Source organism: uncultured Dietzia sp. (assembly GCF_937873725.1).
Classification (GTDB): Bacteria; Actinomycetota; Actinomycetes; order Mycobacteriales; family Mycobacteriaceae; genus Dietzia.
On record NZ_CALMYY010000066.1, the window covers coordinates 67,625 to 80,888 of the forward strand.

11 protein-coding genes are annotated in these 13,264 nt (G+C 71.8%); 5 read left to right on the plus strand and 6 right to left on the minus strand.

What is annotated here, in order from left to right; translation table 11 throughout:
- Positions 1-8 precede the first annotated feature (8 nt).
- Positions 9-590, plus strand: a complete 582-nt coding sequence (locus tag Q0444_RS06305) for a hypothetical protein (RefSeq protein ID WP_291080184.1) — start codon at positions 9-11, stop codon at positions 588-590.
- Positions 587-2,074 (plus strand): NAD(P)/FAD-dependent oxidoreductase, encoded by a 1,488-nt coding sequence (locus Q0444_RS06310; RefSeq protein WP_299022209.1) that lies wholly within the window; start codon positions 587-589, stop codon positions 2,072-2,074. Before Q0444_RS06305 ends, Q0444_RS06310 begins: the two co-directional genes overlap by 4 nt.
- Here the strand turns inward: Q0444_RS06310 and Q0444_RS06315 are convergent.
- The 4 genes from Q0444_RS06315 to Q0444_RS06330 form a co-directional block, all read right to left on the minus strand.
- Positions 2,065-3,681 (minus strand): hypothetical protein, encoded by a 1,617-nt coding sequence (locus Q0444_RS06315; RefSeq protein WP_299022212.1) that lies wholly within the window; start codon positions 3,679-3,681, stop codon positions 2,065-2,067. The two genes, Q0444_RS06310 and Q0444_RS06315, sit on opposite strands and share 10 nt — an antisense overlap.
- Before the next feature lie 73 nt (positions 3,682-3,754).
- Complete coding sequence (gene ilvC / locus Q0444_RS06320) at positions 3,755-4,768, minus strand: ketol-acid reductoisomerase (protein WP_299022215.1); 1,014 nt, start codon at positions 4,766-4,768, stop codon at positions 3,755-3,757.
- Between the two features lie 36 nt (positions 4,769-4,804).
- Positions 4,805-5,311, minus strand: a complete 507-nt coding sequence (gene ilvN, locus Q0444_RS06325) for an acetolactate synthase small subunit (RefSeq protein WP_291085315.1) — start codon at positions 5,309-5,311, stop codon at positions 4,805-4,807.
- A complete protein-coding gene (locus Q0444_RS06330) occupies positions 5,308-7,203 on the minus strand; it encodes an acetolactate synthase large subunit (RefSeq protein WP_291085318.1) in 1,896 nt (631 codons plus the stop codon). Before Q0444_RS06330 ends, ilvN begins: the two co-directional genes overlap by 4 nt.
- Before the next feature lie 278 nt (positions 7,204-7,481).
- Here Q0444_RS06330 and Q0444_RS06335 point away from each other — a divergent pair, with 278 nt between their 5' ends.
- Positions 7,482-7,901, plus strand: coding sequence for a PH domain-containing protein (locus Q0444_RS06335; protein ID WP_299022219.1), 420 nt, complete (start codon positions 7,482-7,484; stop codon positions 7,899-7,901).
- On the opposite strand, the gene Q0444_RS06340 is transcribed toward Q0444_RS06335, so the two are convergent.
- The gene (locus Q0444_RS06340) at positions 7,809-9,269 is read right to left on the minus strand and encodes a YhgE/Pip domain-containing protein (RefSeq protein ID WP_299022222.1); all 1,461 of its coding nucleotides are present in this window, start codon (positions 9,267-9,269) and stop codon (positions 7,809-7,811) included. The two genes, Q0444_RS06335 and Q0444_RS06340, sit on opposite strands and share 93 nt — an antisense overlap.
- Before the next feature lie 133 nt (positions 9,270-9,402).
- On the opposite strand from Q0444_RS06340, the gene ilvD reads away from it, so the two are divergent.
- Positions 9,403-11,241: a dihydroxy-acid dehydratase gene (ilvD, locus tag Q0444_RS06345; protein ID WP_299022225.1), complete on the plus strand. Its 1,839-nt coding sequence runs from the start codon at positions 9,403-9,405 to the stop codon at positions 11,239-11,241.
- A 16-nt stretch (positions 11,242-11,257) separates the two neighbouring features.
- Here the strand turns inward: ilvD and Q0444_RS06350 are convergent, their stop codons facing one another.
- Complete coding sequence (locus Q0444_RS06350) at positions 11,258-12,067, minus strand: DoxX family protein (RefSeq protein ID WP_299022228.1); 810 nt, start codon at positions 12,065-12,067, stop codon at positions 11,258-11,260.
- Positions 12,068-12,133: 66 nt separating this feature from the next.
- Between Q0444_RS06350 and Q0444_RS06355 the strand changes: the two genes are divergently transcribed.
- Positions 12,134-13,159 (plus strand): oxidoreductase, encoded by a 1,026-nt coding sequence (locus Q0444_RS06355; RefSeq protein WP_299022231.1) that lies wholly within the window; start codon positions 12,134-12,136, stop codon positions 13,157-13,159.
- Positions 13,160-13,264 lie beyond the last annotated feature (105 nt).

The window sequence follows — 13,264 nt, forward strand, 5'->3', positions numbered from 1 at the left end:
GACCACGTATGCCGCGCCCCTCCCTGCCGACCGGGTTCCCCGGCCGTCTGCCCAGCCCCTGGCTGCCCGTTCTCGCGCCCGCGCGGGGACCGACGGCGGTGGCCACCTACCTGCGGGCCCACCTGTACGGAGCGGCGGTCGGCCGCAGCATCCTCGACCGGTGCATCAGCGCGGTGGACGAGCGGGACCGGGCCCGTCTGGCCCCGCTTCGTGCGCAGTTCGATCAGGAGATCGCCACCGCCATCCGGCTGCTGTCCCGGCTGTCGCCGATCGGCACCCCGGGCCGACGCCTGGTCCGGCTCTCCTCGGCCATCACCCTGTCGGCCCTCCCCGTGGGTCCGGTGCTCTCCGATCCCCTGGCCCGGCTCGGGATCCTCGAGACCCTGCGGACGCTGGTGGTGGCCAAGCGGAGCATGTGGGAACTCCTCGCCGAGTCGTGGGTCGCGGACGGGCCGCCCGTGGGGGACGACGACGAGGTGGGCGGCACCCCCACCGGCCACCTCCTGCGGGGCCTGGCCGACCAGGCCGCGGGTCAGGAGCGGCTGCTGGAGGACCTGCGCCGGACCTACGGCCTGGCGGTCTTCGAGTGAGCCCGTCCGCGCCGGTGCGCGCCGATGTGGTGGTGGTGGGGTCCGGCCCGAACGGTCTCGCGGCCGCTCTGCTCTGCGCCCGGGCCGGCCGGAGCGTGGTGGTCCTCGAGGCCGAGGACACCGTCGGCGGCGGCTGCCGCACGCTCCCCATGGACGGGATGCCCGGCGACCTCGGCACCGAGCTCATGGTGGACCCCTGTTCCGCCGTCCACCCCATGGCGGGCGCCTCGCCGTTCTTCCTGGGGTTCGACCTGTCCGCGCACGGCGTCGAGCTGGTCACGCCCCCGGTCCAGCTCGCCCACGCGCTCCCGGGCAGGGACGCGATCGTGGTGCCGTCGGCGCCCGGGCCGGGGTCCCTCGCCGACGGCCTGGGGTCGGACGCCGAGGCCCGCGCCTGGTCGCGGCTCATGGGTCCGCTCGCCACCCGGACGCACGACGTGGTGGCCGCCGCGCTGTCCGATCAGCGGTCGGTCCCCCCCGTCGCCGCGACCGCCGCGCTCGGGGTGGCCTTCGCGCGCGCGCATCCGCGGGGGGCGCTCGGGGACCCGCTGGGCCCGGACGGCCGCACCCTGCTGTCCGGGATCTCGGCGCACGCGATCACACCGCTGTCGTCCCCCGCCGCGACCGGCGTCGGACTCGTGCTGGGGTCCCTGCTGCACTCCCCGCGCGGATGGGCCCTGCCGGTCGGGGGCAGCGGAGCGCTCACCGCGGCGCTGTCCGACGCCCTGCGCGAGGCGGGCGGCGAGATCCGGACCGGCTTCCGGGTGGGTTCGCTCGCGCAGGTCGACGCCCGCGACGTGGTCTTCAACACCTCCTCCCGGATCCTCGGCCGGATCCTCCTGGAGTCCTCGCCCTCGCCGGCGGTCGCCCGGCGCGCGCGGGCGCTCACCGACGCGCCGGTCGGCGGCGCGGCCGCCAAGGTCGATCTGGTGCTCTCCGGCCCGGTGCCGTGGCGCGATGCGCGCCTGGCCGGAGCCGGCACCGTGCACCTCGGTGGGGATTCCGCGCAGATCGCGGCGGCGGAGCGGGAGGTCGCGGCGGGTCGTCACGCGGACCGGCCGGTGGTGCTCGTATCGCAACCGTGGGTGACCGATCCGGCTCGCGTCGCCCCCGACGGACGACGCCCCCTGTGGACCTACGCGCACGTGCCCGCGTTCTCCGAGGTCGACCAGACGGAACGGGTGCTCGCCGCCATGGAGGAGGTCGCCCCCGGCGTCCGCGACGTCGTGGTGGCGGCCCGGTGCACCCCCGCGGCGAGGATGGGAGACCACAACGCCAACTACGCCGGCGGGGACATCGCGGCGGGCCGGGTCGATCTCCGGGGACTGGTGGCCCGCCCGGTCCCCCGCACGGACCCCTTCGCCACGGGCGTGCCGGGGCTCTGGCACGCCTCCGGCTCGACGCCGCCCGGTCCGGGCGTCCACGGGATGGCCGGGCAGCACGTGGCCCGGCGGATCCTCGGAGGGCTACCGGCTCACTGGTAGGACACGAACCACGGCCGCGGCTCGACGGCCATCGTCTGCTCGGCGGTGAAGGTCGGCGTGTCCTCGTCGTAGAAGTTCTTCCACGCCATCCGGATGTCGGGCGACAGCCCCTGGCGCAGGACGCCCCACGTCTCCATCTTGAGACCCGGGGTTCCGTGGCCGTCCGCGTGCAACGCGATCGCGAGTTCGGGACGGGACGTGTCGATCCGGTCGCGGTTGCTGATCATCTCCGTGCTGAACTGGTGGAGGATGAGGAGCTTCTGCGGGCCGCCGGAGTCCCGGGTGAGGTCGGCCAACCAGTGGATGACCCGGTTGATCTCCTCGGCGTCGGCCGTGCCGATCTGCGCGCCCGGCTGCTGACCGGGCCTGAGCTTCCACTCCGGATCCAGGGCCAGTCCGACCCCGGGACGCCTGAGCAGGTCCTCGAAGATCGTCGCCTGGTCCAGCAGGTCCGCCATCCCGGGCTGGAGGTCGATCACCGCGTATCCGCCCGCAGCGGTGATCGCGTCGACGAGCGGGACGAACACCTGCGGGTCCCACTCGTTGGTGAAGTTCCCGTCGGCTCCGGGACCTCCGGCGGCGACGGTGCCGATGATCTCGAAGGCCGGGATCACCGGTTCCGGGGAGAACGGCTGGTACTCCTCCACGAGCTGCCGCACCCGCGCCACGCTCTCCTCGGGCCCCTGCTCGCCGAGGATCCCGAGGACCGGTGTGATGGGCGAGCCGTAGGCCGCCACGAACCGCCGACCGGGGAACAGCAGCTGGCCCCCGCCCGGGAGCTCGGGGACGGTCCGCGCCTGCTCGATCCGGTCGGCCAGGTCCAGCTCGGTCCCCCAGCCGGGTCCGAGCGCGTACACCGCGTCGGCGTCCCTCACCGCCTCGACCGCACCGCCGTCCACCCGCGGGTCCGGGGCCCGGAGGTGGGAGACCGCGGCGCCGGAGGCGACGGCGGTGGCGATCGCCGCCACGGGTGTGCCGTCATGGACGAGGACCCTCGGGGCGTCGTCACCGTCCCACGCCGGATCGGCGGCCGCGAACGGTTCGGAGGCGGCACCGGCGTCGCCGCCGGCGGTGAACTCCCCCACCACCATCAGCGACGGCCTCCCGGGGACCTGGTGCACCGCGACCTCGTCCACGCGGTCCGCCGGTAGCGGCAGTTCGGAGTCGAAGGTGATGCCCGTGAGTTCCTCGAGTTCCGCCCGTCCCGCCGGGGCGTCGACCACCTCGCCGTCGTCAGGGGTGAAGGTCACCGTGCCGACCCGGAGCACCCGCTCGGCACCGAGCCGCCCCACCTCGTCGGTCAGCGCGGCCTCGCCTCCGGGCACCGCGGTGAGCATCGGGGCGCGCAGCCCCACCGCGACCGAGGCGGCACGCGCCTGGGCGGCCGGGTCCGGCGCCGACACCACGACCACCGGTGCCGACTCCACCAGCAGGCCCGTGGTCTCCACGCCGGAGCCGTCGGCGTCGACCGCCACCTTCGCCCCCTCCGCCCGGTACGCCTCGATCCCCGGGCCGCCGTCCCCGGAGCCCGAGGAACACGCGACGGTGGTGGCGGTCAGGGAAATGGCGAGGACCGCCGCACCCACACCTCTGTTGAAGTGGCGCACGGCGGTCCTCCTGGCGGTCGGGGAACGATCCCGGTGGACCCTACAGGGTCACCCGGGGCTCATCCCGGGACACTCAGGCCGTCTCCGTGATCGGACGATCGACCCAGCTCATGAGGTCGCGCAGCTTCTGGCCGGTGACCTCGATCGGGTGCTCGGCGTTGGCCTTGCGCAGTGCCTCGAGCTCCTTGTTGCCGCCCTCGACGTTGGCGACCAGGCGCTTGGTGAAGGTGCCGTCCTGGATGTCGGACAGGATCGCCTTCATCCGCTCCTTGGTGCCGGCGTCGATCACGCGCGGGCCGGAGAGGTAGCCGCCGAACTCGGCGGTGTCGGACACCGAGTAGTTCATGCGGGCGATGCCGCCCTCGTACATGAGGTCCACGATGAGCTTGAGCTCGTGGAGCACCTCGAAGTAGGCGAGCTCGGGCTCGTAGCCGGCCTCGACCATGACCTCGAAGCCCGTCTTGACGAGCTCCTCGGTGCCGCCGCAGAGCACGGCCTGCTCGCCGAAGAGGTCGGTCTCGGTCTCGTCCTTGAAGGTGGTCTTGATGACGCCGGCGCGGGTGCCGCCGATCGCCTTGGCGTAGGACAGCGCGAGCGCCTGGCCCTCGCCCTTGGGGTCCTGCTCCACGGCGATGAGCGCCGGGACGCCCTTGCCGTCGACGAACTGGCGACGCACCAGGTGGCCGGGGCCCTTGGGGGCGACCATCGCGATGGTGATGTTCGCGGCCGGCTTGATGAGGCCGAAGTGGATGTTGAGGCCGTGGCCGAAGAACAGCGCGTCGCCGTCGCCGAGGTTGGGCTCGATGTCCTCGGTGAAGATCTGCGCCTGCGAGGTGTCGGGGGCGAGCAGCATGATGACGTCGGCCCACTTCGCCGCCTCGGCGGCGGTCTTGACGGTGAGGCCGGCCTCCTCCGCCTTGGCGCGGGACTTGGAGCCCTCCCGCAGGCCGATGACGACCTCCACACCGGAGTCGCGCAGGCTCAGCGAGTGCGCGTGACCCTGCGAGCCGTAACCGATCACGGCGACCTTCCGGCCCTGGATCAGCGACAGATCAGCCGCATCGTCGTAGAACATCTCCACTGCCATGGTGGATTCCCTTCGTGTTGGTGATAGAAGTCGAGACTATCGAGTGGTGTTGATGGACTTGGGACCGCGTCCCAGCGCGACCATCCCGGACTGCACGATCTCGCGGATCCCGTAGCCGTCGAGCATGCGCAGGAGCGCGTCGAGCTTGTCCGGGGTGCCGGTGGCCTCGAGCGTGACCGATTCGGGCGAGACGTCCACGACGTGCGCTCGGAACAGGCTCGCGATCTCGACGATCTGGCCGCGGTTGGTGGCGTCGGCGCGGACCTTGACCAGGGTGAGTTCGCGCGAGACCGAGCCCGCCGGGTCCTGCTCGACGATCTTGATGACGTTGACCAGCTTGTTGAGCTGCTTGGTCACCTGTTCGAGCGGGAAGTCCTCGACGTTCACGACGATCGTCATGCGAGACAACCCGTCGGTCTCCGTGGGTCCCACGGCCAGCGACTCGATGTTGAACCCGCGTCGGGAGAACAGGGACGCCACGCGCGCGAGCACGCCCGGCTTGTCCTCCACCAGGACGCTCAGGGTGTGGGAGCGAGCGGTCACTTGTCCTCCTCCTGCTGGGCGAGCACCGCGGCGTCGATCCGCTCGGTCGCCTCGTGGATCTCCGCCGGGTCGTCCGCGGCGGATTCCGAGTCGTCGAACAGCGGTCGGATGTCCCGGGCCGCCATGATCTCGTCGTTGGACGTGCCGGCGGCGACCATCGGCCACACCTGCGCGTCCTTGCCCACGATGAAGTCGATGAGCACCGGGCGGTCGTTGATCTCGCGGGCCTTGGCGATCACCTCGTCGACGTCCTCCGCGCGCTCACAGCGGAACGCCACACAGCCGAGGGCCTCGCCGAGCTTGACGAAGTCGGGGATGTGCATGGAGTGGGTCGACAGGTCCGTCTGCGAGTACCGCTTGTCGTAGAAGAGCGTCTGCCACTGGCGGACCATGCCGAGGTTGCCGTTGTTGATCAGGGCCACCTTGATGGGCGCGCCCTCGATCGCACAGGTGGCGAGCTCCTGATTGGTCATCTGGAAGCACCCGTCGCCGTCGATGGACCACACCTCGGCGTCCGGTCGGCCGAACTTCGCGCCCATGGCCGCGGGCACCGAGTACCCCATGGTCCCGAGGCCGCCCGAGTTCAACCAGGTCCGCGGCTTCTCGTAATGGACGAACTGCGCGGCCCACATCTGGTGCTGACCCACGCCGGCGCAGTAGATGGCGTCCGGGCCGGCCGCCGCACTCAGGCGCTCGATGACGTACTCGGGCGAGAGCGACCCGTCCGACTGCGGGCCGTACCCGAGCGGGTACTCGGCCCGGATCTCGTCCAGGTGCCCCACCCACGCGGCGGGTTCCGTGAGGACGCCGGAGTCGCGGTCGCCGCGCATCGTCTCGACGAGCTCGACCAGCACCTCCTTGATGTCCCCGACGATCGGCACGTCGACGGTGCGGTTCTTCCCGATCTCCGCCGGGTCGATGTCCGCGTGGATCACCTTGGCGTCCGGGGCGAACGTGTCGAGCCGGCCGGTCACCCGGTCGTCGAAGCGGGCACCCAGGGTGATGAGCAGATCCGAACGCTGGAGCGCCGCCACCGCGGCGACCGTGCCGTGCATCCCCGGCATGCCGTAGTGCAGGCGGTGCGAATCGGGGAACGCCCCACGCGCCATGAGCGTGGTGACCACGGGGATGCCCGACAGCTCGGCGAGCGCCAGCAGCTCCTGCGAGGCATCGGCCTTGATCACGCCGCCGCCCACGTACAGCACGGGCTGCTTGGCCTTGGCGATGAGCCGGGCCGCCTCGCGGATCTGCTTGCCGTGCGGTTTGGTCACCGGACGGTATCCGGGGAGCTTCATCTCCGGCGGCCACGAGAAGGTCATCTCGGCCTGGAGGACGTCCTTCGGGATGTCCACCAGGACCGCACCCGGTCGGCCGGTCTGGGCGATGTGGAACGCCTCGGCGATCATCCGCGGGATGTCCTCCCCGTGGGAGACCAGGAAGTTGTGCTTGGTGATCGGCATCGTGATGCCGGAGATGTCGGCCTCCTGGAAACCGTCCGTCCCGATGAGCGCGGTACCCACCTGGCCGGTGATGGCCACGATGGGGACCGAGTCCATCTGCGCGTCCGCGAGCGGGGTCACCAGGTTGGTGGCCCCGGGACCCGACGTGGCCATGCAGACACCGACCTTGCCGGTGGCCTGGGCGTACCCGGTGGCGGCGTGTCCCGCGCCCTGCTCGTGCCGGACCAGCACGTGGCGGACCTTGACCGAGTCGTAGAGCGGATCGTAGACGGGCAGGATCGCCCCGCCGGGGATGCCGAAGACGACCTCGACGCCGATCTCCTCCAACGATCTCACGACCGCCTGGGCGCCCGTCATCCTCTCGGGGGCCGCGGGTCGGGCCTTCTGCTCTGCACCCGGACGCGGTCCGGGCTGTGCCGTTGGTGCGCTCACTTCAACTGTCCTTCATGCTGGTCGTGGAGCTGTCAATCGTCGCCTTCAGGGGCCCGGTGGGACCGCTGGAACCCGGCAACAAAAAACCCCCGACGGCCACGGGGGCCGGCGAGGGTGCGCGTCGACGGAAAGCCAGGTGACGGCTCAGGCGTCGACGCGCCGGCCGAGTACTAGACCGTTCCAGGTGTTCACGGGGCCAGCGTAGGTCGCGCCCGGTGGGATCGTCAACTCGTGGAACGTCCATCCCACATAGTGGACCGTGAGACACTGGGACGACCATGAGCGCCCCATTCACAGCCCCCCTCCCGGAGTCGACGCCCAAGGACCGCGCACTCTTCCGGGTCAATCCCATGTCCTATCTCGTGATCGGGATCGTCGTGATGGCGATCCTCTGGCCCGTCACCGCCTATCCCGCCACCCTCGGATGGCTCGTCCTGCTGCCGATCGGTTTCGGGTGGTGGGTCGCCCGGACCAACACGCGACTCGACGAGGACGGCGTCCACCTGACCACGTGGCGGACCCGGAGGTCCGTGCCGTGGGCGGAGGTGAAGGGCGTGATGTTCCCCAAGAACGGGTTCGCCCGGCTGATCACCACCTCGGAGGACTCATACCCGATGGGCGGGGTCTCCTTCCACGACCTCCCCCGGCTCTCCGAGGCCAGCCGCGGGCGCATCCGCGACCCCTACGACGCCTCCTGACCGACCGCCACCCGACCTCCGGCCGGCCGGCACCCGCTCGGCGACCGCCTGGCGGCGCATCCCCATCCGCTCGTAGGCCAGGGTGACCGCGATACCCAGCACGATCCCGGCCACCGCCCAGCCGGACAGGACCCAGACCGCGTGCCCGAGCCCCGCCTCCCAGCTCGAGTCGAAGAACATGATCGAGCGCAGCCCGAGGTACGCCTGGTGCATCGGCTGGAAGGACCCGATCGTCACGAACACCGGGGGAAGCATCTGGGTCGGGGTGGCGCCTCCCGAGGTGGGGATCCCCAGCACGACGAACAGGACGAGGTTCACCAGGAGTCCGGCGTTCCCGATGGCCGCGATGATCGTGTGCGCGCACACCCCGACCGCGACGATCACCAGGTTCGAGAACCAGAACATGTCCCACGGGTCGTAGCCCGTGAGCCCGACGATGTCGGCGACGAGAAGGGTCAGCCCGGACACCAGCGGAGCGGTCACCGCGGTCACCACCCACTTGCGCACCAGCGTCTGGAGCCGCCCGAACGGCGCCACGTGCACGTTGAGGGCGAGGGGTCCGATCTCCAGGGGGATGAACCCGAGCCGGGCGTCCAGGAGCGCGGAGATGATCATCGCCCCGGTGAAGCCGGCGAGCACGACGATCAGCGCGTAGAACATCGGGAGTGAGGCGTTGGACACCCCGTCCGGGAGCGGGTTCCACGCCACGACGTCGACCCGCACGGGATCCCCGAGCGCCAGGGCCGCCGCCGCACCGACCGTCCTGCCCTCGGCCTCGGCGAGCAGCCGTGAGTCGGACAGGATCGTGCTCCCCATCCGATCGTGGAACGAGGTCCGTATCGCCTCGGCCATGGTCTGCATGACCTGACCCGAGACGATCGACACCCGCGGCGAGTACTCGAGGGTGATCCGGGCAGGGGCCGGAGGTTCCCCGCGGTCCCCCGCCTCGGTGGCTGCGGCCTCCACGAGCTCGACCACCCGCTGGCTGAGGTCGGGGGGCATCCGCACCGCGCCGAAGTAGGACCCGTCGCGGAGTCCCTCCTCGGCCGCGGCGGCGTCCACCACGTGCAGTCGGATCCGCGTCCAGTCGTTGTTCTGGAGCAGCCCCGCCGTGATCTGCGTGCCCACGTCGAGCTGCCGTGGGCCGATCGGCGTCTCGAGTGACGCGCCCCGGTCCTCGTCCACCACGGCGACCGGGATGTGGCGGGCATGGGACTGGGGATCCGCGGTCCCGCCCAGGTACATGAACGCCAGGAGGAAGAACAGGCCGCACACGAGGACGACCGCCCCGGCCGAGTGCGAGGCGAACTCCCGGAAGCCTCCCGTGTGTCCGGAATCGACCGGTCGCCGCGATGCCGGGTCTGTCATGTGCAACCTCGCTCCACTGGGCCGGGCGGCCCACCGTGACGAGGGTAGCGCCACGGCGGGGCGTATCGTGGGGAGGTCACGGCGTCGTCGACCCCGGTCCGCCGCCATCCCCGCCACGTCGGATCGAGGTCCCATGCCGCCCCTGAGGTCACGCACCAGCACCGCCGGACGCAACGCCGCGGGGGCCCGCGCCCTCTGGCGTGCGACCGGCATGACCGACTCGGACTTCGGCAAGCCGATCATCGCGATCGCCAACTCGTACACCCAGTTCGTCCCCGGTCACGTGCACCTCAAGAACGTCGGCGAGATCGTCGCCGAGCAGATCGCCGCGGCCGGCGGCGTGGCCCGCGAGTTCCACACCATCGCGGTGGACGACGGGATCGCGATGGGCCATGCCGGCATGCTCTACTCGCTGCCGAGCCGCGAGATCATCGCCGACTCGGTCGAGTACATGGTCAACGCCCACACCGCGGACGCGCTGGTGTGCATCTCCAACTGCGACAAGATCACCCCGGGCATGCTCAACGCCGCCATGCGCCTGAACATCCCGACCGTGTTCGTCTCCGGCGGCCCCATGGAGTCCGGCTTCTCCGTGGTGGTCGACGGCGTGGTCAAGGCGGGGTCCGACCTCATCACCGCGATCTCCGCCTCTGCCAACTCCGCGATCGACGACAAGGGATTGGACGAGATCGAGCGGTCCGCCTGCCCGACCTGCGGCTCCTGCTCCGGCATGTTCACGGCCAACTCCATGAACTGCCTCACCGAGGCCCTGGGCCTGTCGCTGCCGGGCAACGGCTCGACCCTGGCCACCCACAGCGCCCGCCGCGAGCTGTTCGCCGAGGCCGGCCGCGTGATCGTGGACCTGTGCACCCGCTACTACCGGGACGGGGACGAGTCGATCCTGCCCCGGTCGGTGGCCGGCAAGGAGGCCTTCACCAACGCCATGACCCTCGACGTGGCGATGGGCGGCTCCACCAACACCGTGCTGCACATCCTCGCCGCCGCCCGGGAGGGCGAGGTGGACTTCGATCTCCACGACATCGAGCGGATCTCCCGCCGCGTGCCGTGCCTGGCCAAGGTCGCGCCGAACTCGGACTACTACATGGAGCACGTCCACCGGGCCGGCGGGATCCCGGCGATCCTGGGCGAGCTGTACCGCGGCGGCCTGCTGGAGACGGACGTCCGCTCGGTCCACTCGCCGTCGCTCGAGCAGTACATCGCCGACTGGGACATCCGCAGCGGCACGGCCACGGAGAAGGCGATCGAGCTGTTCCACGCGGCCCCGGGCGGGGTGCGCACGATCGAGCCGTTCTCCACGGACAACCGGTGGGAGTCGCTCGACACCGACGCAGTGAACGGCTGCATCCACTCCGTCGAGCATCCGGCGACCGCCGAGGGCGGGCTCGCGGTGCTCCGCGGCAACATCGCCCCCGACGGATCGGTGTTCAAGACCGCCGGCGTCTCGGAGGAGAACTTCCACTTCTCCGGCCCGGCCCGCGTGGTCGAGTCCCAGGAGGAGGCCGTGTCGGTGATCCTCGACAAGACCCTGCAGGCGGGCGAGGTCCTGGTGGTGCTCTACGAGGGCCCCGCCGGCGGTCCGGGCATGCAGGAGATGCTGCACCCCACCGCGTTCATCAAGGGCGCGGGCCTCGGCGCCAAGTGCGCGCTCATCACCGACGGCCGCTTCTCCGGCGGCTCCTCGGGCCTGTCCATCGGCCACATCGCGCCCGAGGCCGCCGCCGGCGGCCCCATCGGTCTGATCCGGGACGGCGACGTGGTGACGATCGACGTCACCACGCGGTCCATCTCGGTGGATGTCGACGACGACGAGTTGGCGCGTCGCCGGGCCGAGAAGGGCGCCCTCCCGTGGCGCCCCGAGCACAGGGACCGGAAGGTCTCGGCCGCCCTGCGGGCCTACGCCTCGATGGCGTCCTCGGCGGACAAGGGCGCCGTCCGCATCCTGCCCGACTGAGACCCTGCCCGGGCCCTCAGCCCGCGCTGACCGGGGCGCTGTCGGCGGTCGACACCAACGGGTTGGTCCCGTTGAAGAAGTACCAGACCAGTCCGGCGGCGACCGCGGCGATCACCAGCCAGACGACCCCGCTGAAACGGGGTCGGTGGGACCAGCGCCACCGGCGGTCGGCGGACCAACGACCCGGCCCCGCGAAGAGCAGCGCCGCGAGGGCGGCGGCGTACAGGATCGACGTCTCGAGGCCGCGCGTGGTGTCCCCGAGCAGCGGTACGGCCTCGGCACCGGTCAACCGGATCGCGATGCCCACACCCACCAGCGCGAGCAGTCCGGCCGCGGCGACGGGCGTGGCCAGCCCCACGACGAGCATCACCCCCGCGACCAGTTCGACGGCGCCGCCGGTGATCGCGAGGATCCGGGCCTGCTCGAAGCCCGACGCGGTGAGGATCTCGGTGAGACCGTCGATCCCGGGGCCGCCGAACAGCCCGAAGAGCTTCTGGAGTCCGCGCATCGCCAGCAGGACGCCGACGGCGACCCGCAGCAGGAGGAGGCCGAGGTCGGTCGTGCCGCGTCGGGAGATCTCGTCCCCGGGTGCGGGTGCGACGGTGGTCGAGGTGTCGCCGAACGGGAGCGGGGTGGACGCGTCGTAGCCTCCGGACTCGACGAACGGCGTGTAGTCCGCGCGACCGGCGGAGGGGAACGCCGTGGTGGCGGAGTCCGTCTTCCCCGCGCCCGCCCCGGAGCCCGTCGCCTCGGGGACGTCGAGCGGGTAGTCCACGTCGTGGATGATCTCGGTTCGGGCGTCGTCTCCGGGCGTTGAGGAAGTCACGCACCGACCATAGGCCGATCTGCGGGTGTCCGCATCGAGGACACGGCGCACCGTACTCTGGTCGGCATGAGATCGCTCGCACTCCTGCTGGTCATGGCCCTCGCCGCGACCGGCTGCGCGAGGTTCGACGATCGCCTCTACGACCCCTTCACCCCAGCACCGGGCCCGGGCATGGGCGCCGCCCCGCCGTCCACCCCACCCGGCAGCCCTCCGCCGTCCCCGACGCCGCGCTCCGGTCAGCCGGAGCCCACCCCGGAGTCCGGGCCGTGCGTCGACCCGGACCCGGCCGTCATCGCGACCTGCCTCGACCCCGCCGTCGCGGTCGCGGGGGTGGGACAGCGCGCGCTGGTCGCGCAGTCCTCGGGTCGGGTCACGATCGTCTCGGTCGACGCGCAGCCCGAGGAGTTCGGGCGCGTCGACGTCCGGGGTGGCCGGGTGGCCGCCGTCGCGCCGTCCCCCGACTTCGCCCAGGACCGGCTGGTGTACCTCCTCGTCGTCGGAGACGGCCCCTCCAGGGTCGACCGCCTCGCGCGCGGGGACGCCCCGCGGACCGTGACCGAGCTCGCGCCCGCGGACAGCGGCGGAATGGCGTTCGTCGACGGGGTCCTCACCGTGGGGGTCGGACCCGAGCTGGTGAGGTTCCCCGGGTTCACCGGGATCGGGCGCGCGACGGAGCCCGAGGTGGTGGCCAAGAACCTGGGCGGGATCCGGGCCCTGTGCACGCACGAACGGGACCTCTACCTCTCGGCCGTCACCGACCGGGGCGCGGTGGTCCGGACAGCGGATCGGGTCGTCTGGACCTGGCCCGACCAGCGCGACGCCGGCGGGGGGTTGGGCCCCGCGGATTCCCTCCCCCCCGCCCCCCCCGTCCCCGGACGCCCCCCCGTCCTGCCTCTCGTCGGGCGGGGCGCGCGGTGGCACCCGACGCAGCTCGCGCAGGGCCGTTACGGACGACTCACCGGGCTCGCGGTGATCGGGGAGGGACTGCTGCTCGCCGGCACCACCAACAAGCTGGGCGGTTCGCCCGTGCCGACCGACGACCGCGCGGTCCTGCTTCCCGAGTCCGGCGGCGGCGCAGACGCCCGCGTCTGACCGGTCGCGCTCCCCGCACTTTCTCGCTATTCGAACTCTTGCGCTACCGCCGGGGTGGCGGTAGACTCGTACACACATTCGAGACAGGTGACGCGCGGGAGGGGG

Coding starts and splice junctions, on each gene's coding strand:
- Q0444_RS06305 (WP_291080184.1), top strand. CDS start 9: ATGCCGCGCCCCTCCCTGCCGACCGGGTTCCCCGGCCGTCTGCCCAGC.
- ilvC (WP_299022215.1), bottom strand. CDS start 4,768: ATGGCAGTGGAGATGTTCTACGACGATGCGGCTGATCTGTCGCTGATC.
- Q0444_RS06335 (WP_299022219.1), top strand. CDS start 7,482: ATGAGCGCCCCATTCACAGCCCCCCTCCCGGAGTCGACGCCCAAGGAC.
- Q0444_RS06340 (WP_299022222.1), bottom strand. CDS start 9,269: ATGACAGACCCGGCATCGCGGCGACCGGTCGATTCCGGACACACGGGA.
- ilvD (WP_299022225.1), top strand. CDS start 9,403: ATGCCGCCCCTGAGGTCACGCACCAGCACCGCCGGACGCAACGCCGCG.
- Q0444_RS06355 (WP_299022231.1), top strand. CDS start 12,134: ATGAGATCGCTCGCACTCCTGCTGGTCATGGCCCTCGCCGCGACCGGC.